Origin of the sequence: Burkholderia sp. LAS2 (assembly GCF_018417615.1) — a bacterium.
Classification (GTDB): Bacteria; Pseudomonadota; Gammaproteobacteria; order Burkholderiales; family Burkholderiaceae; genus Burkholderia; species Burkholderia sola.
On record NZ_CP071054.1, the window covers coordinates 235341 to 261217 of the forward strand.

Annotated in this window: 24 protein-coding genes; 20 read left to right on the forward strand and 4 right to left on the reverse strand. The window is 65.0% G+C overall.

What is annotated here, in order from left to right:
• Positions 1 to 155 precede the first annotated feature (155 nt).
• The 19 genes from JYG37_RS30225 (at position 156) to JYG37_RS30315 (ending at position 20979) form a co-directional block, all read left to right on the forward strand.
• Positions 156 to 1103: a fatty acid desaturase family protein gene (locus JYG37_RS30225; protein ID WP_050013567.1), complete on the forward strand. Its 948-nt coding sequence runs from the start codon at positions 156 to 158 to the stop codon at positions 1101 to 1103.
• 29 nt (positions 1104 to 1132) lie between these two features.
• Positions 1133 to 1984 carry a ferritin family protein gene (locus JYG37_RS30230; protein ID WP_213347081.1) on the forward strand — a complete coding sequence of 284 codons (852 nt, stop codon included), beginning with the start codon at positions 1133 to 1135 and terminating at the stop codon, positions 1982 to 1984.
• A 619-nt stretch (positions 1985 to 2603) separates the two neighbouring features.
• Positions 2604 to 3593 carry a LysR substrate-binding domain-containing protein gene (locus tag JYG37_RS30235; RefSeq protein WP_050013566.1) on the forward strand — a complete coding sequence of 330 codons (990 nt, stop codon included), beginning with the start codon at positions 2604 to 2606 and terminating at the stop codon, positions 3591 to 3593.
• Between the two features lie 142 nt (positions 3594 to 3735).
• Entirely contained in the window at positions 3736 to 4560 is an 825-nt protein-coding gene (locus JYG37_RS30240) for an alpha/beta fold hydrolase (RefSeq protein ID WP_050013651.1), read from the forward strand.
• A 709-nt stretch (positions 4561 to 5269) separates the two neighbouring features.
• The gene (locus JYG37_RS30245; protein WP_124630061.1) at positions 5270 to 5509 is read left to right on the forward strand and encodes a hypothetical protein; all 240 of its coding nucleotides are present in this window, start codon (positions 5270 to 5272) and stop codon (positions 5507 to 5509) included.
• A gap of 279 nt (positions 5510 to 5788) precedes the next feature.
• Positions 5789 to 6742, forward strand: a complete 954-nt coding sequence (locus JYG37_RS30250) for a helix-turn-helix domain-containing protein (RefSeq protein ID WP_050013565.1) — start codon at positions 5789 to 5791, stop codon at positions 6740 to 6742.
• 732 nt (positions 6743 to 7474) lie between these two features.
• Positions 7475 to 8551 carry a sugar transferase gene (locus JYG37_RS30255; protein ID WP_089490097.1) on the forward strand — a complete coding sequence of 359 codons (1077 nt, stop codon included), beginning with the start codon at positions 7475 to 7477 and terminating at the stop codon, positions 8549 to 8551.
• Between the two features lie 167 nt (positions 8552 to 8718).
• The gene (locus JYG37_RS30260; protein WP_249746112.1) at positions 8719 to 9888 is read left to right on the forward strand and encodes a polysaccharide biosynthesis/export family protein; all 1170 of its coding nucleotides are present in this window, start codon (positions 8719 to 8721) and stop codon (positions 9886 to 9888) included.
• Positions 9885 to 10319 (forward strand): low molecular weight protein-tyrosine-phosphatase, encoded by a 435-nt coding sequence (locus JYG37_RS30265; RefSeq protein WP_050013562.1) that lies wholly within the window; start codon positions 9885 to 9887, stop codon positions 10317 to 10319. Before JYG37_RS30260 ends, JYG37_RS30265 begins: the two co-directional genes overlap by 4 nt.
• Before the next feature lie 52 nt (positions 10320 to 10371).
• Complete coding sequence (locus JYG37_RS30270; protein ID WP_050013561.1) at positions 10372 to 12609, forward strand: polysaccharide biosynthesis tyrosine autokinase; 2238 nt, start codon at positions 10372 to 10374, stop codon at positions 12607 to 12609.
• 63 nt (positions 12610 to 12672) lie between these two features.
• Positions 12673 to 13905, forward strand: coding sequence for a lipopolysaccharide biosynthesis protein (locus JYG37_RS30275; protein ID WP_213346928.1), 1233 nt, complete (start codon positions 12673 to 12675; stop codon positions 13903 to 13905).
• 28 nt (positions 13906 to 13933) lie between these two features.
• Positions 13934 to 15133, forward strand: a complete 1200-nt coding sequence (locus JYG37_RS30280) for a capsular polysaccharide export protein, LipB/KpsS family (protein ID WP_089490095.1) — start codon at positions 13934 to 13936, stop codon at positions 15131 to 15133.
• A 1-nt stretch (position 15134) separates the two neighbouring features.
• Positions 15135 to 15665 (forward strand): serine O-acetyltransferase, encoded by a 531-nt coding sequence (locus tag JYG37_RS30285; protein WP_213346931.1) that lies wholly within the window; start codon positions 15135 to 15137, stop codon positions 15663 to 15665.
• On the forward strand, positions 15662 to 16648 hold the full coding sequence (locus tag JYG37_RS30290; protein WP_124630064.1) for a glycosyltransferase: 987 nt from the start codon (positions 15662 to 15664) through the stop codon (positions 16646 to 16648). The genes JYG37_RS30285 and JYG37_RS30290 overlap by 4 nt, the downstream gene beginning before the upstream one ends.
• Before the next feature lie 51 nt (positions 16649 to 16699).
• Positions 16700 to 17782: a glycosyltransferase gene (locus JYG37_RS30295; RefSeq protein ID WP_050013558.1), complete on the forward strand. Its 1083-nt coding sequence runs from the start codon at positions 16700 to 16702 to the stop codon at positions 17780 to 17782.
• A 100-nt stretch (positions 17783 to 17882) separates the two neighbouring features.
• On the forward strand, positions 17883 to 18728 hold the full coding sequence (gene kdsA, locus JYG37_RS30300) for a 3-deoxy-8-phosphooctulonate synthase (RefSeq protein ID WP_050013557.1): 846 nt from the start codon (positions 17883 to 17885) through the stop codon (positions 18726 to 18728).
• 8 nt (positions 18729 to 18736) lie between these two features.
• Positions 18737 to 19276: a KdsC family phosphatase gene (locus tag JYG37_RS30305; protein WP_204384810.1), complete on the forward strand. Its 540-nt coding sequence runs from the start codon at positions 18737 to 18739 to the stop codon at positions 19274 to 19276.
• Positions 19260 to 20066: a 3-deoxy-manno-octulosonate cytidylyltransferase gene (gene kdsB / locus JYG37_RS30310; RefSeq protein ID WP_050013555.1), complete on the forward strand. Its 807-nt coding sequence runs from the start codon at positions 19260 to 19262 to the stop codon at positions 20064 to 20066. Before JYG37_RS30305 ends, kdsB begins: the two co-directional genes overlap by 17 nt.
• A complete protein-coding gene (locus JYG37_RS30315) occupies positions 20044 to 20979 on the forward strand; it encodes a KpsF/GutQ family sugar-phosphate isomerase (protein ID WP_050013554.1) in 936 nt (311 codons plus the stop codon). Before kdsB ends, JYG37_RS30315 begins: the two co-directional genes overlap by 23 nt.
• Before the next feature lie 24 nt (positions 20980 to 21003).
• Here the strand turns inward: JYG37_RS30315 and JYG37_RS30320 are convergent, their stop codons facing one another.
• The 4 genes from JYG37_RS30320 to galU all read right to left on the reverse strand — a co-directional run bounded on the left by JYG37_RS30320 (position 21004) and on the right by galU (position 25217).
• Positions 21004 to 22140: a sialidase family protein gene (locus JYG37_RS30320; protein ID WP_249746113.1), complete on the reverse strand. Its 1137-nt coding sequence runs from the start codon at positions 22138 to 22140 to the stop codon at positions 21004 to 21006.
• 62 nt (positions 22141 to 22202) lie between these two features.
• Positions 22203 to 23396, reverse strand: coding sequence for a hypothetical protein (locus tag JYG37_RS30325; RefSeq protein WP_213346935.1), 1194 nt, complete (start codon positions 23394 to 23396; stop codon positions 22203 to 22205).
• A 325-nt stretch (positions 23397 to 23721) separates the two neighbouring features.
• Positions 23722 to 24309, reverse strand: a complete 588-nt coding sequence (locus tag JYG37_RS30330; protein ID WP_124630068.1) for a phosphatase PAP2 family protein — start codon at positions 24307 to 24309, stop codon at positions 23722 to 23724.
• A 23-nt stretch (positions 24310 to 24332) separates the two neighbouring features.
• On the reverse strand, positions 24333 to 25217 hold the full coding sequence (gene galU, locus JYG37_RS30335; protein WP_050013550.1) for a UTP--glucose-1-phosphate uridylyltransferase GalU: 885 nt from the start codon (positions 25215 to 25217) through the stop codon (positions 24333 to 24335).
• Between the two features lie 367 nt (positions 25218 to 25584).
• Here galU and JYG37_RS30340 point away from each other — a divergent pair, with 367 nt between their 5' ends.
• The gene (locus JYG37_RS30340) at positions 25585 to 25818 is read left to right on the forward strand and encodes a flagellar transcriptional regulator FlhD (protein WP_050013549.1); all 234 of its coding nucleotides are present in this window, start codon (positions 25585 to 25587) and stop codon (positions 25816 to 25818) included.
• The last annotated feature ends 59 nt before the right edge of the window (positions 25819 to 25877 follow it).

The window sequence follows — 25877 nt, forward strand, 5'->3', positions numbered from 1 at the left end:
AAAATTCGTTTGTCCGAAACATCGACTCACAGAAGAATTGCATCCCGGCAGCGCGCCAGCGCCGCCGCGTCATCGTGCCGGGCGGGGCCCGGCTCAAGGAGAGCGTCTTGTCCGTCACCTCATCGCTGGTCGCCCGAACGAAATCGGTTGCAGACATGAAGAGCCGCCCGAGCGGCGTGGTCTTCTCGCTGAAGCTGGCGGTGTACGTCGCGCTCATCGCGCACGGGATGATGTTCGCGCTGTCGGCGCTCGTGATCCTGAAGATCTTCGGCATCCTGCTGATCGGTGCGATGTATGCGCACGGCGTCGAACTGCAGCACCAGGCGCTGCATTACCAGGGGTTCCGCAGCAAGCGCCTGAACATGGTGTTCGGCGTGCTGCTCGGCATGCCGATGCTCGTGTCGTTCCACGCGTACCAGGACAGCCACCTGCGCCATCACCGGCTGCTCGGCACGCCGGAGAACAAGGAGTTCTTCGACTACGGCGACCAGTACGGCGCGCGCCCGGTCGTCAATGTCGGGCTGTGGGCGTGGCGGCTGTCGATGGCCGCGCACTATATCCAGTTCGCGAAGAGCGTTGCGAAGCTCGTCGTGCCGGGCGCGCGCTTCGGCGACAACGCGCTCGTGTCGCGTGCGATCCGCCGCGACTACCTGCTGATGGCGGCGGCGATCGCGCTGCTGGCCGCGCTGTCGTTCGCGCTGCACTCGTGGTGCGTCGTCTGGGTGTGGGTCGTGCCGCTCGTGTGCGTCGCGGCGCCCGTGCATGCGCTGGTCGAGATGCCCGAGCACTACCGCTGCGACCTGACGAGCACCGACCCGTTCCGCAACACGAGGACGATCGAGAGCAATGCGTTCATGACATGGTTCACGAACGGCAACAACTATCACGTCGAGCATCACATGATGCCGAACCTGCCGATCGAGCGCCTGCACGATCTGCATGGCGCGATCGCGCCGCGCATCCGCTATTACCACCGCACGTACCGGCAGTTCTACTACGCGTTGCTGCGCGGCCGGCTGACGCCTCGCTCGGTGGACGACGATCGGGACGATCGCGAGCCCGATGCCGAAGCGGTTGCGCCGGCGTCCACGCAATCGGCATGACTACCGCTGCCGACTATCTTGGGACGACGATGCTCTATCCGGAACTGTTCAGATCGCTCGAAGCGGTTCGCTGGGACATGGAGAAGGACATTCCGTGGAACCGGTTCGATGCCGCGTTGCTCACCGACGAGCAGGCCGAGACGATCAGGATGAACGCGATCACCGAATGGTCGGCGCTGCCCGCGACGGAAATGTTCCTGCGCGACAACCGGCACGACAGCGACTTCTCCGCGTTCATGAGCGTGTGGTTCTTCGAGGAGCAGAAGCATTCGCTCGTGCTGATGGAATACCTGCGCCGCTTCAAGCCGGAGATGGTGCCGACCGAAGCGGAACTGCACGCGGTGCGCTTCCAGTTCGATCCGGCGCCGCCGCTCGAGACGCTGATGCTGCACTTCTGCGGCGAAATCCGCCTGAACCACTGGTACCGCTGCGCGGCCGATTGGCACACCGAGCCCGTCATCAAGCAGATTTACGAAACGATTTCGCGCGACGAAGCGCGTCACGGCGGCGCGTACCTGCGCTATATGAAGAAAGCGCTGAACAACTGCGGCGACGTCGCCCGCGCCGCATTCGCGAAGATCGGCGTGCTGATGGCGTCGGCGCGCCGCACCGAGAAGCCGCTGCACCCGACCAACCTGCACGTGAACCAGGCGCTGTTCCCGCGCGACACCGTGCAGTCGCGCCTGCCCGATCCGGAATGGCTCGAGCGCTGGCTCGACGAGCAGATCCGTTTCGACGGCGAGTGGGAGAAGAAGGTCGTCGAGCGGATCCTGCACAACCTGTCGATCCTGTTCGAGCGCACGTTCGCGAGCGCGCAGGAACTGAACCGCTATCGCCGCGAAGTGACCGCGCGGACGAATGGCGCGTTGGGCCGCCCGTAGCGGATCGATACAGGCAGCCCGTCGCGCGGTGCGGGCCGAAATCCGGCCGACATCCGAACGCCATGCGGCCGAACGGCGCTACCGGCAGGCGAATTAATCATTCCAGACATAATCGGCGCATCAGTTGCTTGAAATTGCATGGCAGCTTTGAAATTCATTCGTTTAGCATATTTATGTAAACACGGAATTCCGGATTTAGATGGCATTTTCGTGTATGTTACCGACCGGTTGTCTTTCGCAGTCCGGGAAAATAAATTTAAAAGTTGGCTGATTGAAATTGAATTGTAGGAATCGGATGATGCATCTGATTGTGCGACGAGATCGACGTGATAGCGTCGAATTCTGGCGGTAATCCTCTGTTTTTGAAGGAGTTTGTCGGCTATTTGAAGTGCTGGATTCGTTCTCATATTAATTTACAAAATCACTACCTGGATAATGTTCATGTAAGGATATCATTGCGATCAAAATCGATAGATAAATACAAGTGTCACGATTGAAAATAAGAATGATGTGCATCCATGCTTCAATATAAAATCGTTTCCGAATCCAAATGGGAGAGACGATTCAGGGAGACGAACGGCGACTTATCGGTCGATGGGTGCAACTTTGAGGCGGCGGTATGGCTAATGTGAGATTGGCAAAGCGATTGAGAAGTCTGCCTTCGCTGGATTTCCTGAGAGGCTTCGAATGCGCGGCGCGCCATTTGAGCTTCACGCGGGCGGGGCAGGAACTGAACGTCACGCAATCGGCCGTGAGTCGGCAGGTCAAGGCGCTCGAAGAGCAGCTCCGGATCGAGCTGTTCCATCGGCACATTCGTTCGTTGACGCTGACCGACAAGGGGCGCGAGCTGTACGACGCGATCTCGTTCGCGTTGTCCGACCTGGAATCGGTGGTCGGTAAGCTGTCGTCGAGTGTCGGCCAGCGCGCCATCTCGTTGTCGACCACCGTCTCGTTCGCCGCGCTGTGGCTGATTCCACGCCTCGGTTCGTTTCGCGCCAGCTATCCGGACATCGACGTGCGCGTGTCGGCCACGAGCGAAATCGAAGATCTCAAACGCAAACGTTTGCACCTGGCCGTGCGCTATGCAGGCCCGTATACGTCGACCGACGATACGGACGTGCTGTTTCGCGAGCGTGTCGTCGCGGTGTGCAGCCCGAGCCTGGTGGCGGCGGGCGACGCCGCGTCGATGAAGCCGGCCGACCTCGACAAGCACGTGCTGCTGCATCTCGACGACCCGCGCGGCGAATGGCCGTGGCACGGCTGGAGCCATTTGCTGAAGGCGCTCGGCGTGCCGCGGCTGCGGCCGGTCGGCGCGCTGCACTTCAGCCAGTACGATCAACTGGTCCAGGCCGCGGTCGACGGCCACGGTATCGCGATCGGCAGGCGGCCCCTCGTCGACGGGCTGTTGAAGCAGGGGCGGCTCGTCGAGCTGTTCCCGCACTGCACCGTTGCATCGGGCAGCTACGTGCTCGTGCAGAACCCCGATGCGTGCAACGAATTCGATATCGCGGTGCTGACCAACTGGTTGCTCGAACAAGCGTGTCATTCGCTCGAGGAGGAGCCGGGCATCGCCGGCAGCAACGTGCTGCCGATGTACCGCGTCGGATAGCGCGGCGAATACGTCGTGCGCGGCGTCATGCACGACGCCTGCAACCTGTGCGATGATGCGCCGCTTCGCGTTCGTCGCAGAACGCCGCCGACTGCGGCACCCGTTTCCGGGCCATCGCCGCGTCCTCACATCCGGAGACAGCATGCCCGCACACACTATTCATGGCAGTACCCTGCACTACCTCGATCACGGCGCCGGTTTTCCGGTGCTGCTCGGGCACAGCTATCTGTGGGACGCGACGATGTGGGCGCCGCAAATCGACGCACTGTCGCGCCGGTATCGCGTGATCGTGCCGGATCTGTGGGGGCATGGCGAATCGGGCGCGCTGCCGGACGGCACGTACACGCTCGACGATCTCGCCGCGCACGCCAGCGCGCTGCTCGACGCGCTGGAGATCGAACAGTGCGCGATCGTCGGGCTCAGCGTCGGCGGCATGTGGGGCGCGCGGCTCGCGTTGCGCGAGCCGCAGCGCGTGCGCTCGCTCGTGATCATGGATGCGTCGCTCGAGGCCGAACCCGATGCGACGCGCGCCCGCTACTTCGGGATGCTCGACGCGATCGAGACAGCGGGCCGCATCGCGCCGCCGCTGCTCGACGCGATCGTGCCGCTGTTCTTCCGGCCGGACGTCAATCTCGACGACCCGGTGCCGACGGCGTTTCGCGATGCGCTCGCGAACCTGCCGGCCGACCGGCTGCGGCAATCGATCGCGCCGCTCGGCCGGCTGATTTTCGGCCGGCCCGACACACTCGCGACACTCGCCGACCTCGATGCCGCACGCACGCTGCTGATGTGCGGCGCGGGCGACATGGCGCGCCCGCCGTCGGAAACCGTGAAGATGGCGAGCGTGATCGGTTGCGCGCATGCGCTGGTGCCCGACGCCGGCCATATCTCGAACCTGGAAAATCCGGCGTTCGTCACGCGCACGCTGCTCGACTGGTTCGACGCGCAGTCACTGCCGTCGAACTGACGATCGCGCGAACGGCGACGCCCGCGTGCTCGGCGCCGCGCAGATCGGTTTTTCCGGTGGCGAGCCGCCGCAGCGCGGCGGTCGGACGGGCATGGGCGGCTGCCGGGTTTCTAGCGATCCTGATTGCGTGGGCGTGGGCGTGAGCGCCGCCCTCGGGTCGCGCGGCCGAATGGTTGCGATCGACCACCGATCTTCCGGAATACTACCGATTCGGTTGGACATTGGGGTTGCCTGTCGACACACGAAAATCTGCAGTACGAACGAAAGTTTAAAACGCACCGGGCGGGGTCGCCCGCAACCGTTTCCTCCTTTCCTGACCCGGGCCGGCGGTGCGGGCAGGGCAACGCGCATATCGCACGCGCCGCATTCGACCGACGCGAACGCCCATCAAAACGAGTCGATCCGAATTCGATGAGCGCGCGCCGGACGAACTGCCCTATGACGGATCCATACCGACAAGTCCGACAAACGGCATAGGATCCGGCACGCGAACGAATCGTCCCGTGTAATTGATCGTAATCGCATGTAATCCTTGGTCATACCGTGTGATCCCGTGTATCGCCCATAGGTTTCGGTCTCTTCAACGACAAACGTTTGCGTGCCGCTATACCGAAAGATTCGACGATGGAGCCGGTATTTCATTACCGATCCGAGGTCACGCACGATCTGAATTTTCCTTAAATGCCTGGCCAAAATCCCGGGATGACGTTTGCGCGAAATCGCCGGTTTCACCCGCCCTGAGCGACATTCGACCATGCTGCCTGAACGGCTCTCACCAGCGCCCACGCGGGGTCGCCGCGATGCGGCCCGTTCGCCCATTGCGGCGGCGGCACTCGAAAAAGACGGCTCATTCGATCGATTTCGGTTTCTCTTCATTACCGGTGATTTCCCCCACCTGCGTTATCGCGATTTATATTTCCTGGCATTGATGCACGTCAATTTTCAATGAAATGGCGTGATCGTATTTCCACCAAAATTGATGAATTTCAATAAATAGGTCCATATCATTGGCTTGATTGAATCCGACAACAACACGGCGAAAACAGACATTGACAAATCGGCGGGCGAGGAGCGCCCCTTATGATGCGGCGCAGAAAACAACAAATGTAAGAAATTGTTAAAGGGCCGCAGGATGCAAACAGTGCCGAATCATTCATCGACGGGGTCAAGCGTGAATCGGGGAAGAGGCGCCGGCAACGAACATCAACGGGCAAGCGTAATCGTCCTGTTGCTCGAGGGTTTTTCGATTATGCAGATGGGCAAGCTGGCCGCCGTTTTCGAACTGGCGAATCAGCTCGGACGGGTCGATGGCGCATTCGTCGACCGTTACGAATTGCGCCTGTATTCCGTGCATGGCGGCCCGGTTCGTTCGTCGTCGGGCGTCGGCATCTGGACGGAAGCGGCGCGCACACTCGAAGCCAGCAGGGTGCACGCGATGTTCGTGTTGAGCGGTCAAGGCGGGACCGACGAGCTCGACGAACAGTTTATTGCGTGGGTCCGGCATGTCCATCAGCGGGCGCGGGTCGTGCGCGGCAGCCATGGCGGCCGGAGATTGCTGACGCAGATTCGCCTGGGGCAGAAGGAGATAGAGAAGGCAGCGTCGGGAACGGACGGCGGCGCGTCGGACGATGAAGCCGCCGGCGACGAAGACGACGGGCCTTTCTCCGATGCGTTGTCGATCGTCCGGGTGGACATGGGTTACGAAATCGCGCAGGAAATCGTGATGTGCATGGTGTCCGGCGCGAACCGCAAACTGACCGACGTGTTGTTCGGCGCACGCGTCGCCCGTGCGAGCACGCTGATCCGGATGGCCGCGCATCATCTGCGGGTCAATAGCGAGAATCGCATTTCGATCGCCGATGCCGCGCAGGCCGCCGCGATGAGCGAGCGCAATTTCTTGCGGCGCTTCAAGAACGAAATCGGTGTCACGCCTACCGAGTTCGTGCTGAGGATACGCCTCGAAAAGGCATGCCGCATGCTGATCGAGACGGATCTTCCGGCGGACAAGGTCGCGCGGCGCACCGGCCTCGGCAGCGGCGACCGGATGGCAAAACTGTTTCGCCAGCACTTGCAGACATCGCCGACCGAATTTCGGGCGGCTGCACGAAAAGACAGTGACGCGTCGACGGACACGCTGTACGCGTCGGATTTGGGCGACTGGATGAGCGGCGCATCGTCCTAGAGCGGGCGATCGCAATTCGCCATCGGACGCCCATCGGCGAAGTCGCTTTACCCGAATTCAAATCCATGCCTGTATATCGATGTTCAGTCAGCATGACGGCTTTATAATTTGGAATGCGAATCAGTGGTATCGGTAATTATGATTTGACGAAGGCGGATTCGGCCACAATCGTGGCGCGGTCGGACATCGATCAACCCGCGCGTATTTCCACTGATTAAGTTTTCGACTGGCCTTTCGAGGAGTCGGCACCCCGGTACTCCTCGGAATTTTGCCTGCCGTGTCGTCGTGAGCGCACCGTGCAGGCCTTTTTATTCGTTGGGCGAGCATCGCGTGCCGTCGTTCGGCCGATGCTCGCTCGTAGGCCAGGACGCACCAGGCGATGCATGCGCATGCCCCGTGCGCGCGCATGGCGGCCGCGACGAATTGCAAATCGACACGAAATTCATGTCGTACATCCGATCCGAATCCGGGCATGAATGGGTGCGAACGCACGTTATTCGTGCATCGCTCGATTCGAGAAATGGATCGAATAATTCGCTCGGGAAATCGGCCTTGATTTGTTCCGCCATCAACAAGGCGGATTCGGACGCAATCGATAAAGGCGCAAGTCGCGGCGAATATGATGCACTGCGGAAACGTTGAAGCAGAGGCGCCGCAACCAGCGTTCCGCGTGATGTGATGCCGCGCTGCGTCGTGAATGGATATTGGGTGATGACTTAGGAGTTCATATCAATGAATTCGTTGATCAATCGAGCGACCGATATCGGAATGATCGTGCTGGGCGCGTTCATCCCCGCGTTGATCGGTGCGACCGGCGGTGCGCGCGGCACCCTGTTCGACGGTGCCCTCGTCGCGTTTGCCGCCGCGCTGGCGTTGTCGGTATTTCCCGCATGTGGCATCTACGAGAAGGTGCGGACGCAATCGGCGCTGCACCTGCTCGGGCGCACGGTGCTGGCATGGATCGTCGTGCAGGGCATGAGCACCGCGCTGCTTTACGTGCTGCATCGTGCGCATGTGCTGTCGAGCGAGTGGTTCGTGTGCTGGACGCTCGCCAGCGGGATCGGCCTGATCGCATTCCGCGCGCTGACGCTCGCGATCTTTGGTGTGATCGAGCGTGCGGGCGGTCAGGTGCGCGCGGCGGCGATCGCGCACGCGGACCGGCGCGGCCAGTTCGAGATCGGCCACCGGACGGTCGGACGCGTCAAACGGACGGTCAAGCGGAGCTTCGACCTGGTGGGCGCGTCGGTGCTGCTCGTCGTGCTCGCGCCGGCATTGCTGGGCATCGCATGGGCCGTGAGGCGCGACGGCGGTCCGGCGATCTTCGGGCATGAGCGTGTCGGCCGAAACGGCCGGCGCTTCAAGTGCCTGAAATTTCGCTCGATGGTGACGAACGCCGATGTGGTGCTCAAGGCGCTGCTGGAGCGCGACGCCGACGCCCGGGCGGAATGGGCGCGCGAATTCAAGCTGAAGAACGATGTCCGCATCACGCCGATCGGCCGCCTGCTCCGCAAGACGAGCCTCGACGAACTGCCGCAGTTGCTGAACGTGCTGAAGGGCGACATGAGCCTGGTCGGGCCGCGCCCGATCGTCGAGGCCGAGCTCGAACGCTACGGCGCCGACGTGCGCTACTACCTGATGGCCAAGCCCGGCATGACCGGCCTTTGGCAGGTCAGCGGCCGCAACGACACCGACTATTCGACGCGCGTGTCGCTCGACGTGTCCTACGTGCGCGACTGGTCGCTGCGCCGCGACATCGGCATTCTGTTCAGGACGATCACCGTGGTGGTGCGCGGCTCGGGCGCGTACTAGCCGCTTCCTCCCGCGTGTGAAGGCGGTGCGATCGCGCGTGGCGGAAGGCGGCGCAACGGTACGGTGTGGCAGCAGGCATGTCCGGTCTCGACAGGGGTGCTGTACTCGCGGTCGACACGACGCGAGGCGACCGAAGCAATTTCAGACTAAAAAAGAGCGAGGTTGTAATGCAGAGGTTGCGTCAAATGGAGCCGGCGCGCGCGCCGCGCCGACGATCGCGTGTCGGTCGACTCGTGATGATCCTGCCGCTGTGTGCGTTGCTGGGCGCGTGCGGTATCGCGCCGGGCATGCGCATGCAGCAGCCGGCGTCGATTCCGCTGCAAAGCGGCACGACGCCGGGTGACAACGCCACGCTGCCGGTTCCGGTGACGAATATCGACCTGTCGCTGATCCGGCGCATGCGCGATACGGAACGCAGTGTGCCCGGCGAGCTCCGCGATATCGCCTCGTCGCCGGACGCATACACCCTCGGCCGCGGCGACGTGTTGCAGATCACCGTGTGGGATCACCCCGAACTGGCGGCGGCGCTCGGCGCGCCGGCACAGTCCGCGCCGCGTGCCGCGGATGCGCCGCCGGGTTTCGTCGTCGATCAGGACGGTACGCTGCAGTTTCCTTACGCGGGCCGGTTGCCGGTCGCCGGGCTGACGGCCGAGCAGGTACAAACGCAGCTTGCGCGGCGTCTTGACAAGACGTTCAGGAATCCGCAGGTCACGGTGCGGATCGCATCGTTCCGTGCGAAGCAGGTGTATATCGAGGGCGAGGTGCATACGCCGGGCTCGCAGCCGGTGAACGACATCCCGATGACGCTGTATGACGCGATAGGGCGGGCAGGGGGATTCTCGGCGGCGGCCGACCAGAGTCGCATCGTGCTGGTGCGCGACGGCGTCGAGCGCAGGATCGATCTGACCGGGATGGCCGAACAAGGACGCAATCCGTCGAAGATCGTGCTGCGCAACGGCGACCTCGTGCGCGTGCTGGCACGCGACGAGAGCGGCGTATTCGTGATGGGCGAGGTCAACAAGCCCGTCACGGCGTTGCCGATGCGCAATGGCCGGCTGACGTTGAGCGAGGCGATCGCGCAGGCAGGCAGCCTGAACGCGAACACGGCCGACGCCGCGCAGCTCTACGTGGTGCGCGGGATGCAGGACGCGCAACCGCAGGTCTATCACCTCGATGCCCGCTCGCCGGTCGCGATGGTGCTCGCCAACCAATTCCAGTTGAAGCCGAAGGACGTCGTCTACGTCGACGGCAACGGGCTCGTCCGCTTCAGCCGCGTGCTCAGCCTGTTGCTGCCGGCCATCAATGCCGGCCTGACCGCGGCGATCGCGACCAAATGATGGAGTCCATCCTGATCGTCTGCGAAGGCAACATTTGCCGCAGCCCGATGGCCGAAGCGATGCTGCGTCAGTCGATGCCGGGGCGCCGCGTCACGTCCGCCGGCCTGAACGCACTGGTCGGCATGCCGGCCGCGCCGTATGCGCTGGACGTCATGCGCCTGCGCGGGTTCGACGTGTCGCCGCATCGCGCCCGGCAGGTCGACCGCGCGCTGTGTACCGACGCCGACCTGATCCTCGTGATGGACCGTCGACAGCGCACGTCGCTCGAGAACCGGTTTCCGTTCGTGCGGGGACGCGTGTTCCGTCTCGGCGAATACACGGACTTCGACGTGCACGACCCTTACCGGCAGCCCAGGTTCGTATTCGAACGCTGCGCGCGACTGATCGAACTCGGCGTGTCCGAGTGGTCGAAGCGCCTTCGTATCGTCTGAAGCCGCCGTCGGCCGACGCTCCACTGGAACCCCTACGCCTCATATCGTTGCCATGACCCAACCCTCCGCCCCGCCGCAGCAAGCCGCCGAAGACGGCAGCGAGACCGATTTCGTCGCGGTGCTCGACATTCTGCTGGAAAGCCGCTGGCTGATCGCGTCCATCACGTGCGTGCTGCTGGCGGCCGGCCTCGCGTACGCGATGCTCGGCAAGCCCGTGTTCGAAGCCAACATCATGGTCCAGGTCGAGGACAGCCCCGACACGTCGGCCGCCAAGTCGTTGCTCGGCGACGTATCGGCGCTGTTCGACGTGAAGTCGTCGGCCGCCGCCGAACAGCAGATCCTCGCGTCGCGCCTCGTCGTCGAACGTGCGGTCGACAAGCTCAACCTGTTCATCGACGCGGAGCCGAAGCGATTTCCGCTGATTGGCGACTGGATCGCGCGCCATCGCGATGGCTTGTCCGAACCCGGCCTCGCCGGCCTGGGCGGCTACGCGTGGGGCCGCGAACGCATCGACGTGCGGCGTTTCGACGTGCCGCGCAAGAACGAAGGCGACGCGTTCACGCTGACGAGCCTCGGGGGCAAGCGCTATCGGCTCGACGGCGGCGATCTCGATGCGCCGGTCGAGGGCACCGTCGGCGCGCTCGAGCGCTTCGACTCGCCGCGCGGCCCGATCGTGCTGCAGGTCGCGTCGATCGCCGCGAAGCCCGGCGCCGCATTCGTGCTGGTTCGCCACTCGCGGCTGAAGACGATCGAGGACATCCGCGACCGCCTCAACGTGCAGGAGCGCGTGAAGCAATCGGACGTCGTCGTCGCCAGTCTTCAGGATACCGATCCGAAATGGGTCAGCGACACGATGAACGAAATCGGCCGTCAGTACGTGCGGCAGAACATCGAGCGGAAATCGGCGGAGGCCGCGCAGTCGCTTGAATTCCTGACCGCGCAATTGCCGCAGCTCAAGCAGCAACTGGCCGATTCCGAAGCACGTCTGACCAAACTGCGAGACGAGCATGGCACGGTCGACCTCACCGAGGAGGCGAAGCTCGCGCTGGCCCAGACCGCGGACGCGAAGACGCGCCTGCTCGAGTTGCAGCAGAAGCGGCAGGAGTTGATGTCCCGTTTCACCGAACGGCACCCGAGCGTGGCCGTGATCGACGAGCAGATCGCCGCGCTGAACGGCTATCGGAACGCCGCCGAGCTGCAGATCAGGCGCCTGCCGGACCTGCAGCAGGAAGCCGTGCGGCTGATGCTCGACGTGAAGGTCAACACCGACCTCTACACGGCATTGCTGAACAACATGCAGCAACTGCAACTCGTGCAGGCCGGCAAGGTCGGCAACGTGCGTCTCGTCGACACGGCCGCGGTGCCGGAAGTGGCGGTGCGGCCGAAGAAGGTGCTCGTCGCGCTGGCGTCGCTGCTGCTCGGGCTGCTCGCCGGCTGCGGCACCGCGATCGTCCGCTCGATGCTGTTCCACGGCATCTCGGATCACAACGAGATCGAGCGCCGCCTCGGCCTCGCGGTGTACGCGACGGTCCCGATCAGCGACCATCAGCGCGACCTGGCCGAAGAAGCCGCGCGCAAGAGCGGCCACAAGTCGATCCTGTCGATCGATTTCCCGAACGAGCCGGCCGTCGAGTGCCTGCGGAGCCTGCGCACCGCCCTGCAGTTCGCGATGCTCGAGGCGAAGAACAACATCGTGCTGATCGCCGGTCCCGCGCCGGGCGTCGGCAAGACCTTCATCTCGTCGAACCTCGCGGTCGTGATGGCCAGCGCCGGGAAGCGTGTGCTGCTGATCGACGGCGACATTCGCAAGGGGCGGATGCATGACTATCTCGGCTTTCCGCGCGGCCGCGGCTTCACGGAGCTGATCGCCGGCAGCGCACGCGTGGAGGACGTGATTCACCGAGAGGTGGTCGAGGGTCTCGACTTCATCTCGACCGGCACGATGCCGAAAAATCCCGCGGAACTGCTGTTGAACCGCAATCTCGCGGCGCTGGTCGACGGCCTGTCGTCGGGTTACGACATCGTCGTGATCGACTCGGCGCCGGTGCTCGCCGTGCCCGATACCGGTATTCTCGGTGCATTCGCCGGTACCGCGCTGCTCGTCACGATGGCGGGCAAGACAAAGCTCGGCGAGATCGACGAATCAGCGAAGCGCTTCGCGCAAAACGGCGTTCGCCTGAACGGCGTCATCTTCAACGGCGTCAACCCGCGGCTCGGACAGTACGGCTACGGTTCGAAGTACGGCGGTTATCGCTATGTCGCCTACGAGTACGGAGCGCAGGATGCGTGATACGTCCAGCGCAGCCGGCGTCCCGGCATGCGAATCCGGTCGCGCGCGGCGCACGGAGGCGCGATGATCAATCCGCGGGATTCGATCGTTTCGCTGGCCGGCGTCGTGATGGGACAGATCGCGCTGTTCGTCAGCATCTTCGTGATCGGACGTCGGTTCGGGCCTGAGTCGCTGGGCCACTTCAACTATCTGCTCGCGCTGGCGTCTTTCGTCGGCACGCTGCTCGCATTGCGCTACGAGCTCGCGTGCGTCGACGATTCGCCGCGCGAATCGTTCAATGCGCTGGTCAACGTGACGGCGTTGGGCCTGATGGTCGCCGCCGCGGGCGGGATGCTGATCGCGATCGCCGGCCGGGCGGATCTCTATCCTGTCGCCGTCTATGCGCTGGCATCGTTCATCCAGCTGGCTGCCGGCGCCTACCTGAACAGCCTCAGGCGCTACGGATGGATCGCGCTGTCGCGCATGGTCGTCAACGGTGCGTTCCTGATCGGTCTCGTGCTGTCGCTCGCCTGCTCCGCATGCGGCAAGGTCGACGTATTCGCGTTGTACGCGTGGGTGACCGCCGCAGTGTCGGTCGTGATGGCCGGTGCGATCGTGCTGAGCGGCTATCGCGCAGGGTATGCGTTCAGGTTGTCGCCGGGTTTCTTCGTCAGGAATCGCCGGTTCGCGCTGTACATCCTGCCGTCGACGCTGTGCGCGTCGGTGCTGACCTACGCGCTGGCGATCGCCATTCCGCACTGGTTCGATGCGCAGAGTGCCGGCTACTTCGCCGCGGCTTACCGGCTCGGTTTCTTTCCGGTTTCGCTGATCGCGCAGAGCGTGGGCGGCGTGTTTCGGCGCGACGCAATCGGCGCGATGGCACGACCGGATGGCGGCTCGGCGGTGCATCGGGTGTACCGCACCTACGCGCGTGCACTCGCGGGCCTCGCCGTCGCGTACATGGCCGGCGGGCTGCTGCTGTTCGCGCCGCTCGTCGATCTGTTCTTCGGCGCAAGCTGGCGCGGCTCGGTCGGCTTCTATTACAGCCTGATGCCGTTGTTCGCGCTGCAGCTGATCTACGTGCCGCTGTCGCAGATCTTCCTGGCCACGCGCGCACAGCGCACCGATTTCCTGTTTCAGCTGACCTGCGGATTGGGCCTCGTCGGCGCGCTGGGCGTCGCGCGGCTGACGAACCTGTCGGCCCCGACGAGCGTCCTGATTTTTTCATTGACCGGCGCGGCGCTGATGGCGGCGGGCATCGCGCTGACGTACCGGGTCCTCGACGCGAACCTGTCCCGGTTGGGGGCGCTGGCGTGAGAACGCCGATACGACGAACGAGTACACCATGATCCTGATAGTCATCGACTCCCTCGAGCGCTACTACTTCGCCACCCGCCTGGTGAACGCGGTCCGGCACGAATACGAGTTCGCATTCCTGACGAGCGAGCCGGTCGCGCATCTCGGCCTGCTGCTGGGTGGCTTCCGGTCGGTGTACCTGAACCGGCTGATGCCGATCGACGTGCCCGATGGCCAGCCGGCCGACCGCACGCCGTACCAACTGTCGATCGAAGTGATGAACGGGCAGATGACCGAGGCGCGTGCGAAGCGCGAGTCGGCGGCGATCTTCCATATTGCGTTGGAAGTCCTTCGTGGGCTGCGGATCGAGCAGTGCGTGATGTGGAACGGGCAGCAGCTCGTGTGCCGTGCGGTGCGGCAGGCGTGCACGGTGCAGGGCGTGGCGACCCGCTTCATCGAGATCTCGAATCTGCCGGGCAAGCTGTTCGTCGATTCGCTGGGCGTCAATGCATTGTCGACGATCAGCCGCTACCCCGAGGTCATCGATCGCCTGCCGCTACCCGACGAGGACACGCATGCGCGCTGGCTGTCGACCTATGAACGCGACAAGCGCAAGCCGCTGCCGCAGGCGCGGACGTCGTTCGGACGCAAGGCGACGTCCGCGACGAATTATGTGCTGAAGCTGGTCAGCCGCGGTGTCGGCCGGCGGCGTCTGGCAAGCGTGCGCGCGCGCAACGGCATGCCGGCGCCGCGCCAGGCCACCTATATGTCGCCCGACACGCTGTCGACCTGCCGCTATGTATTCCTGCCGCTTCAGGTGGCCGGCGATACGCAGATCAAGCTGCACTCTGACGTCGGCAATCTCGACGCGATTCGCCATGCGTTCGAGTTCGCGGCGAACGAGAGCGCCGACCTGTTCGTGAAACTCCATCCGGCGGAAACCGATGCGGCCGAGATCGACGCGATCGTGCGCCTGCAGCAGACGTATCACTTCGAGATCGTCACGACGCCGACCACGGAGCTGCTGCGGCATGCGCATGCGGTCGTCACGATCAATTCGACGGTCGGGCTGGAGGCGATGCTGTACGGCAAGCGCGTGGTGTCGCTCGGCCGGTGTTTCTACAAGGAGTTCGACCGCGAGCGCCTGCTGAAGTACATCCATTCGTTTCTGGTCGACGGCATCGACTACTTCGGCACCGCGCGTATCCCGGCCGATGCGGCGCGGCGCGTTTTCGCGGGGCAGCGTTGACATGACCGTCACGTTGAGACAGACCGCCGACGCGATCGCCGAAGATTGCCGCCGCAATGCGTTCGTGAAGACGCGCAGCGTGGTGATCTTCTACCGCATCGTGCACTACCTCGCGTGCCGGAACCGGTTCACGCTGCTGGCCGGCGCGCCGCTGATCGTGCTGTACATCGTGTTGTGCGACTGGCTGATGGGCATCGAGATTCCGGCGAAGACGAAGATCGGCAGGGGGCTCGCGATCTATCACGGCACCGGCCTCGTGATCAACGGATACGCGACGATCGGCGCGTACTGCACGCTGCGGCACGGCGTGACCGTCGGCAACACGATCCGGAAGGACGGCACGCTCGGCGGCGTGCCGACGATCGGCGATCACGTCGAGTTCGGCGCGCACAGCGTCGTGCTCGGCGAGGTTCGCATCGGCGACCGCGCGCGGATTGGCGCCGGGGCGGTCGTGCTGACCGACGTGCCCGACGGCGGCGTCGCGGTCGGTGTGCCGGCGCGCGTTGTCGACAACGGACAGGAATCGAAATGAAAGTGTTCATTCTGCATCCCGGCAAGGCGAACTATCCCGAGATCGCCGCCTACGGCCGTCGGCTGAGAGCGCACGGGTTCGAGGTGTTCGACGGCGATCTCGATGCGTATGTGCGCTTTCCGGACCGGGACGTCTGCATCCTGTGGTGCATCATGGGTTTCTATCGGGCATTGCCGCCCGCGCGGTTCGTGATTCACGACTATCGGTCGCTGTCGGTGGGCCGGCTCGCGGCCGTCAAGGACCGCGTGAAGCGCGTGCTGAACGTACGGCCCGATTTGCGCATCTTCCAGAACGCGCGGATGCGGGACGCGATGGCGTTTGGCGACGGCGTACGCGCGTTGCTGCTGCCGATGGGCGTGCCGGACTGGATCTTCGATCCGGTGGATGCCGGAGCCGGAGCCGGAGCCGACGTCGCGGCCGCGGGTGACGCCGATACCGTGCAAACGCCGTCCGGAAGGTTCTGCTATATCGGCGAGATGAGCCGAGAACGCGGCTTTCACAAGGTGCTCGCCGCCTACCGCGACGCGCGGCGCGACGCAGCGGACACGCTCGTGCTGGTCGGCCATCCGGAGCCCGAAATCCGCGCGGCTTTCGCCGACACGCCGGGCATCCGCTTCGTCGGCCGCGTACCGCAACGCGACGCGCTGCGGATCGTGCGCGACAGCGAATACGCGGTGTGCTTCTTTCCGTATCACCGGCCGCATTGCTTCCAGACGCCGACGAAGCTGCTCGAATACGCGTCGCTCGGAAAAAAGATCGTCTGCAACGACGCGCCGTCGAACGTACGCACCGCGAAAGAACTCGGTATCCCGTGTCACGTCACCGGCGCGGCGATCTTCGACGAAGTGTTTCCGTTGTCGCGGATCCGTGCGCGTCGTCCCGATCCGGCTGCGATGAAGTCGCTCGAATGGGGGCGCGTAATCGAAGGGTCCGGCGTGCTCGCGTATATCGATGCGGTCGCGGGGCGCGGCCCGCGTGTTTGACGGTCGTTCGGCGTCGGTGCGCGACGGCTCATTTTTCATGGAACGGACCCGATGAAAATCGTCCACATAGTCGAATCCAGCGCGACGGGCACGTTGTCGATGGTGTGCCTGATTGCCAATCGCTTCGCTCGCGAAGGGCACGACGTGCACGTCGTCTATTCGGTGCGGCCCGATACGCCGCCGGGTCTGGCCGCGATGTTCGACGCGAGGGTGTCGTTGCGCCACCTTCAGATGAAAGGCGCGGGCCTGTTGCAGACCGTGATGCGCCTGCGCGCGACACTCAACGGGATCGGCCCGGACGTCGTGCACATGCATTCGTCGTTTGCCGGTTTTTTAGGGCGGCTGTCGACGCTGTTTGCGTTGCCGAAGGCGGCGTTCTTCTACAGTCCGCACTGCATTTCTTTCATGCGTCGCGACATCTCGCGCGTGAAGCGCCTGGCGTTCGTCGGCCTGGAGAGAATCGCGTGCGTGCGGAAGTGCCTTTACGTCGCGTGCTCGGAGAGTGAAGGTCGGGCGATTCGCACCTGGCTTCGTCAGCCGGTGGTGGTGGTCGAGAATGCGGTGGTCGAGGCTGCGTCGACCGCGCATTCGGGCGACGCCGCGCGGCCCGCGGACGGTCCCGCCTATGTGGTGACGGTCGGCGGCATCCGCGCGCAAAAGAATCCGGGCCTGTTCGCGCAGATCGCGTACGGCATGCGCGCGCGCGGTACGCGTTTCGTCTGGATCGGCGACGGCGACGATGGTGCGAAGGCGGAACTGGCGAAGGCCGGCGTCGAAGTGACCGGATGGTTGTCGCGCGACGAGGTCGAGCGTCGGCTCGGATGCGCGGACGTGTACCTGTCGACCTCGTCGTGGGAAGGGATGCCGGTGTCGGTGATCGAGGCGATGCTGGCCGGCCGACCCGTCGTCGTGTCCGACTGTGCGGGCAACGTCGATGTCGTCCGTCATTTGCAGACCGGCGTGATCTATGCGACGGCAGCCGACGCGGCCGCGTGGCTGCAGCGCCTCGCTGGCGACGTTGCATTGCGGTCAGAACTGGGCCGGCGGGCGAACCGCGAGGCGCGGCAGCGTTTCGGCGAGGAACGCCTGTTCGGCGAGCTTGCGCCGCTCTATGCGACGAGCGGGGAGCGCTGACGTCGGCAAGCAGCGGCGGTCGACCTCCGCGTTTCGCGCGGCGGCGGTCGCGGCCGCAGCACGACGCGAACACCATCGTCCTCATTTCGTGGAGATCCATATGAATGTAACCATCACGCCGGACGTCACGGTCGGCAACGACCTGCCGTTCGTCCTCTTCGGCGGCCTCAACGTGCTCGAAAGCCTCGGGCTCACGCTCGACGTCTGCGGCACGTTCGTCGAGGTCACGCGCCGCCTCGGCATTCCGCTGGTGTTCAAGGCGTCCTTCGACAAGGCCAACCGTTCGTCGATCCACTCGTATCGCGGCGTGGGGTTCGACGTGGGGCTGCGGATCCTGGACGAAGTCAGGCACCGGTTCGGTGTGCCCGTGATCACGGACGTGCATGAGGTGTGGCAGGTCGGGCCGGTCTCGCAGGTCGTCGACGTCCTGCAGATACCGGCATTCCTCGCGCGCCAGACCGATCTCGTGGTCGCGATCGCGCAGACCGGCAACGTGGTCAATATCAAGAAGCCGCAGTTCATGAGCCCGACGCAGATCGAGCACGTCGTATCGAAATGCCGCGAGGCCGGCAACGATCGCGTGATCCTGTGCGAGCGCGGTTCCTCGTTCGGCTACGACAATCTCGTCGTCGACATGCTCGGTTTTCGCCAGATGCGCGATGCGACGGGCGACTGCCCGGTGATCTTCGACGTCACACACAGCCTGCAGATGCGCGATCCGCACGGCGCCGCGTCGGGCGGCCGGCGGCGTCAGGTACTCGATCTCGCGCGCGCCGGGATGGCGGTCGGGCTGGCCGGGCTGTTCCTCGAAGCGCATCCGGATCCCGACCACGCGCGTTGCGACGGCCCGAGTGCGCTGCCGCTCGCGTTGCTCGACGCGTTCCTGCAGCAGACGAAGGCGGTGGACGATCTGGTCAAGCGGCTCGCGCCGCTCGATATCCGGTGAGCGGCGCGATGTATCGCGGGCCCGTGCGCCTGGTGCTGTTCGACGTCGACGGCGTGTTGACGGACGGCCTGCTCCACGTGACGGCCGACGGCGAGTTCATGAAGAGCTTTCATGCGCACGACGGCGTCGCGGTCGCACTGCTGCGCGCGCACGGGATTCGCGTCGGCATCCTGTCGGGCAAGCATAGCGGCGCGCTGGCGTGGCGGGCGGCCCAGCTCGGCGTCGACGTGCTGGTGACCGGCTGCGACGACAAGGCCGCCGGTTATGCGGACATCAAGGCGCGGCAACGGATGGGCGACCCCGAAATCGCGTACGTCGGCGACGACGTGAACGATCTCGCGGTCATCGAACGCGTCGGCGTGTCGTATGCGCCGGCCGACGCGCATCCGCTCGTCCGCGCACGCGTCGATCATGTCGTACGCACGGTCGGAGGCCGCGGCGTGGCGCGCGAGGTGGCCGAGCATCTGCTGACCGGCGCCGGGCTGTCGCTCGACGACGCGTACCGGCCGTTGTTCGACGCATGGAGCAGCCATGACGTCATTCAATAACGGGCGGCCGGTGCACGTCGTGATTCCGGCACGATACGGCTCGACGCGACTGCCGGGAAAGCCGCTCGTCGATCTGGACGGCGAACCGATGATCGTCCGCGTGCACGCGCGCGTGAGCCGTGCGCTGCCCGATACCGACATCGTCGTCGCGATCGACGATCCGCGTATCGCCGACGTGCTCGCCGCGCGCGGCATCCGTTTCGCGATGACCGACGCCGGGCATGAGTCCGGCACCGATCGCGCGGCGGAAGTCGCGCGTGCGTTCGGCTGGCGCGACACCGATGCCGTGCTCAACGTACAGGGCGACGAACCGCTCGTGCCCACGGCGCTGCTGCGGGCATTCGCCGGCTTCTGCAGCGCGGCGCCGGACTTCGGTGTCGCGACGGTGGCCTGCCCGGTCGGCGACACCGCGTTGCTCGACGAGCCGGGCATCGTCAAGCTCGTCGTCGACGGCCGCGGCCGTGCGCTGTATTTCTCGCGCGCGGCGATTCCATTCTGCCGCGACGGCCGGCCCGCGCAAACGAGCGGTCCGAACGGCGGCGGTTTTCTGCGGCACATCGGCCTCTACGGCTACGCGAATACGGCGTTGCAGTCGCTGGCGGCCGCGGCGCCGTGCGAGCTCGAACGATTGGAGCGGCTCGAGCAGTTGCGGGTGCTCTGGCTCGGCATGCCGATCGACGTGATGCAATGGCCCGATGCGCCGCCGGCCGGCATCGATACGCCCGACGACGTCGCGCGCGTCGTCTCCCTTCTCAAACGGCAAACTGATGATGCGACAGAACCATATTGAATCCGCCCGGCAGGTCTTCGAGATCGAATCGCGGGCGTTGGCCAGCGTGGCCGCGCGGCTCGACGCGAACTTCGACGGTGCGATCGAGATCATGCTCGGCTCGCGCGGGCGGGTCGTCGTGTGCGGGATGGGCAAGTCCGGGATCGTCGGCAGGAAGATCGCCGCGACGCTGTCGAGCACCGGCACGCCCGGCTTCTTCATGCATCCGGGCGAGGCTTATCACGGCGATCTGGGGATGGTGACGCCGGACGACACGTTTCTCGCGATTTCGAATTCCGGGGAAACGGACGAGGTGATCAAGCTGATCCCGTTCTTGCGCAGCAACGGCAACGACCTGATCGCGCTGACCGGCGATCCTGCGTCGACCCTCGCACGCGCCGCGCGGGTCCATCTCGACGTCGGCGTCGAACGCGAGGCGTGCCCGCTGCAACTCGCGCCGACCGCGTCGACGACGGCCACGCTCGCGATGGGCGATGCGCTGGCGGTCACGCTGATGCGGGCGCGCGGCTTCCAGCCGGAGCACTTCGCACGCTTCCACCCGGGCGGCTCGCTCGGCCGCCGGCTGCTGTCCACGGTCGACGACGAAATGGCGCGCCAGGACCTGCCGATCGTGACGGAAGACATGTCGACGCTCGACGTGCTGGACGCGATGACGCGCGGGCGTCTCGGGCTCGCGATCGTGAAGCGCGACACGGGTTGGGGCATCGTGACCGACGGCGACATCCGCCGCGCGATCGAGCGGTATGGCGACGGCGTATTGCGGCGCACGGCAGCCGACATGATGTCGATCGAGCCCTGTACGGTACGGCCGGGTACGCGGGTCGAGGATGCGCTGCTGCTGATGCAGACGCAGCGCATCGGCGCGTTGCTGGTGGTCGACGGCAGCGACGTCGTCGGCGTGTTCAAGAAATAGACGGGCGGCGGGCCTCGGCCGGGGCTACTGCAACTCTTGTGTCAGCGCAGTGGATGCGGCGTTGTCGCGGAACCGCCGTACGCGCAGGAACGTGATGAAATTCGAGTCGTGCTGGCTGGCCGCGCCGCCTTCCGGGTCGTCGAACGCGACGCGGAGCACGGCAACGAGATCGCTGCCGTCGAATTGCCAGTCGACGTACTGGAAGCCGTGCCGCTTCTTGTCCGCGTGTTGCAGCAGGATGCGCCGCGCGGTCCACCGCCGCAGATCGGGGGACGACAGCAGCACCAGCGTGTTGCGCACGCGCTCGAGGTTCATCGGCCCGACGCTCTTCGGCACTGCATTCGTGATCGTCCAGTATTGCTTCGACTGGGGATCGAAGCGGATCGTGAACTTCTTGCCCGCGCCGGGCAGGTCGACGAAATCGCGCGTCGGGTCGAACGACAGCGTTCGGCCGTCGTCGCTCGTCGTCACCAATGCGGCTTTCTCCGGCCCGTTCTCAGTATTCACGCGCAGCATGACGACGGGCGCGGCGCCTTGCCTGCCGACGACATTGCCTTCTTCCCACGACTGGAATGTGCCGTCGAGCCAGCGTTTGTCCGACGGCAGATGCGCGGACATGCGCCAGTTGCGCGCGTCGAGCAGATCGCGGTCGACGGGGGCGGACAGCACCGTCGCGCGCAGGTCGCCGCCGTCGACGCTTTCATACGCGCGCCAGACGCGCCCGCGATCGACGAGCACCGGAACCGGCCCGGTGATGAAACGCCCGGAATACGGCAGCAGACCGGTGGACGCATCGATCGGCGTGGTCCACGACGCACCGCCGTCGTCGGAGCGGCGAATCGACGGTGTGCCCATCGAGCGGTTGGTGCCCATCAGATACAGCGCGCCGTTCAGCACGAACAGCGACGACCAGTACTGGTCCGGCACGTCCGCGAGCCGCGACCAGGTCGCGCCCTTGTCGTGCGACGCGAACACGGACACGCGGTTCTGTGCCGCTGCGGCGCCGAACGTGTCGAAGCTCGCGACATAGTCGCCGTTCGGCAGCAGGGCGAGCGACGGGGAGCCGAGATACACGCGCGTGGCGGCCGGACTGTGCGCGATGACTTCGCCGGGCGGCGCGGGTACGGAGTCGGCGTTCGCTGCCGTCATCGCGCAGGTCATGCACAGCGCCGCGATAAGCAATCGTTTCAACGTGCGAAACGTCGACGCATGTCGGAGTGATGTCATGTCGGATGCGCGACGGGCTCGTCGCCGGACAGGTTGGGAAGCGGGCGGACGACCGCGCGCCGCCGCGGCGCATCCTGGTCGGCCAGCACGACGAACAGCAGAATGGTGAGCCAGAGCATGCCATACAGCACGTGATATTTGAACAGCAGGATCGGCAGCAGATAGAGCAGATACTTGCGTCGACCCTTGCGGCGAAACAGCATGACCAGCGTACCGAAGAACACGATGAAACCGGCGACGCCCGCGGCGAATACGAGGTAGATGTAGAACGAGCTGTCGCGCACCTGATAGCCGCGCAGATGCGTCTTGCCGACGTTGTTGCGCTCGTCCCAGAAGAGGCCGCCGCCGAACGCGCCCGCGACGACGTCGCGCTCGGTCAGCTCGGTCAGCACGAGCGTACGGCTGCCGACCGCATCGTAGTCGACGGACTGGTTCACCCGCTGGTCGTACACGCTGTAAAGCCAGGGCACGCAGGCGAGCGCGACGACGACGACGGCGATCCGGGTCCGCAGCCGACCGCGCCCGATGAGTACGTGCAGCCCGCACAACGCGGCGCACACGGCCATCGACGCGACCGAGAAGCTGAGCAGCGCCGTCGCGAACCCGACCGCGGGCGCGAGCGTCATGCGCCGCTGCGACAGCAGCAGGACCACCGCGCTCGGCACGACCGTCATCGCGTAAAACGACGGCTCGGAATACAGGCCGAGCGCACGAATCGAAATCAGGCTGTCGGTCAGCGCCTTGGTGGCGTAGAGCGCTTCGGAGTCGGCTTCGCGCACGTAGCTGTCGAAATCGATGAAGGTACCGGTGCCGAGGTAATAGACGAGCTGAAACGTGAAGAACGCGGCGTGGACGTAGATGAGCATCCGGCATGCGGTGTCGAGCGTATCCCGCGTGAGCACGCCGCCGGCAAACATCCAGTAGCACAGCGCGATATACGTCTGGATCAGCATGAACTTGACGTAGAAGTTCACGTAGAAGTCGCCAAACGCGGACAGAACGAACGCGATGCTGATGCTGATCAGCCAGTATGCGCAGACCGGAAACAGGTGACGCTGCCGGTTCATCAGCGTCGGCGCGCGAAGAAAGGCGAGCGCGCAGAGCAGGAAATAGGCGGCGAAGGTTGCCCGTACGCTGAATGCGTTGAGGGAGAAGAACAGTACGCTGGCTGAAAAGAGCAAGGTCGACATGCGTGCGCCCGATCGGAGACTCCGGATTCGCCACGCGCCGGCCGTTCCGGCGCCGTACGGCGAGGTGCGTCGCGACGCGGGCAAGGTGCCTGTCGGGCAGGGCTCGCTTGCTCGCCGGTTCGCACGAGGAATACGGGGTCGTCGTTCGGGACGACTCGATTCCGGCGATCAAGCATAGGCGGTCGGACGAGCGGGCGAGCGGCGTTGTCCGATCCGGGCGGCATTCCGTCTTTTTCCGGCGGGGTCGACGAAGCGGTCTGCGCGCGCCGGCGCCGGCGAGGGGCAGCGCCGGCCATCGCACGCCGCGTCGTCCGACCCGCGCCCGTCAGGGCCGCAGCGCGAACCGCCCGCACAAAAACGGCGAATAGTTGTCGATCGCCGCCTGAATCGGCGCGTGTCGACCATAGGCGACGGCCGACACGGCCAATAGCGACCCGGCGACGAGCGCGCGATACCGCGCATCGACACGCGGTGCGCCATGCCGCCGCACGAACGCCAGCGCGACGGCCGAGCCGACGAGCCAGCCGGCGACGACTTCCGCCGGCGTGTGCGCGTCGTCGAACACGCGCGCCACGCCGATCAGCGCGCCGAGCGCGAGCCCGAGCAACAGCGACGTGTTCGCCCGCCATGACGTTCCGCTGCTCAGTGCCAGCACGCATGTCATCGGCCAGACCGCCGATGCGAGCATCGTATGTCCGCTGATCACGCGGAAATCGATCGCGCGGATCTGGACCCCGCAGCCGGCGTACAGCATCTTCGTGGCGCCGACCAGCGCCATGCCGGCCGCGAGCATTAGCGCCCACGACGCCGCGTAACGTCGCCCGGTCGCCGAGCACGTCAACCAGCCGATGCACACGAGCGCAAGCGGCAACGTCATCGCCGCGTCGCCGAGATCGCTGATGGCCGTCCACATGACCGGGTGCGTCGTGTGGCCGGTCAGGCGGCCAGCAGCGTCGACATGCGCGCGGCCAGATAGCTTTCGAAGTCCGCGGCCACCTCCGGGTGCCGCAGCGCGAACTCGACCGTCGCCTTCAGATACCCGAGCTTGCTGCCGCAATCGAAACGCGTGCCGTCGTAGCGATGGGCGAGCACCTGTTCGTCCGTCAGCAGCGACTGGATCGCGTCCGTCAGTTGCAGTTCGCCGCCGGCCCCCGGCCGCAGCGCGCGCAGATGCTCGAACACCTTCGGCTTCAACACGTAACGCCCCACCACGCCGAAATTCGACGGCGCGTTCGCCGGCGCCGGCTTCTCGACGATGCCGGACACCTTGAACAGGTTGTCCTCCCAGCGCTTGCCGTCGATCACGCCGTACGACGTCGATGCCTCGGGCGCGATTTCCTCCACGCCGATCACCGACGCGTGATAGTGATCGAACACGTCGATCATCTGGCGCAACACGGGCGTCGGACCGTCGAGCAGGTCGTCCGCGAGGATCACGGCGAACGGCTGGTCGCCGACCAGCTTCTCCGCGCACAGCACGGCATGGCCGAGCCCCAGTGCTTCGGCCTGGCGAACGTAGAAGCAGTCCACGTGGTTCGGCTTGATGCTGCGAACCAGCGACAGCAGCTTTTCCTTGCCGCGCGCCTCGAGCTCGGCTTCGATCTCGTAGGATTTGTCGAAGTGGTCTTCGATCGCGCGCTTGCTGCGGCCGGTCACGAAAATCATTTCGGTGATGCCGGCGTCGATCGCTTCCTCGACCGCATATTGAATCAGCGGCTTGTCCACGACCGGCAGCATTTCCTTCGGGCTGGCCTTGGTCGCCGGTAGAAATCGCGTGCCGAGACCGGCGACCGGAAAGACGGCTTTCGTCACTTTCAACATGGTTTTCGGATTCCACTCGTTCGGGTTCAGGCATCGACGATGCCGATAGAGGGCGACGATGCGCGAATGCCATCGTCGTTGGCACGGTACCGTGCGCGCTCGCGCAACCGGCCCCGCGCGCCGTCCGAAAATCGTAGGGGTGTTCCGCTTTCCGGGGGTGACCGAATCTAGGCCGAATCCGACAGCGACACATGGCGAATCGCGAATCATCGCTTTGCAAGCGGCGATTTCGCGTATGTCGGATCAGACCTGGGAATTGTCCGCATGATGCGCGTCGCCTGACATAGATTCAGGGATTCATTACTGCACGGCCGGTCGCGGCGCCGCGCGCGGCCCCGCAAGACCCGCCGTCGGCTCAGGAGCGGTCATGACCGAACAGGGCGATATCTTCGATGCAATCGCGGAATTCAATCGCGCGTATCTCGTGCTGGCCCAACGCATACTGCGTGTCCACTACGAGCAGGGCAAGCGGCAATTGGGCATCTCGGATGAAAGTGCCGCAACGATCGTCGCGCTGACGGCCGATCAGATCGACGAACTCGCGGTCGGCGGCGAACTTGTCTGCGAATTTCGCGCCGAAAACGCGCCGGGGCGCGCGTGATCCATCGTCCGGTTTTCGCGCATGGGCGTCCGACCCACGTCCGCGAAGCGGAGGCGTCG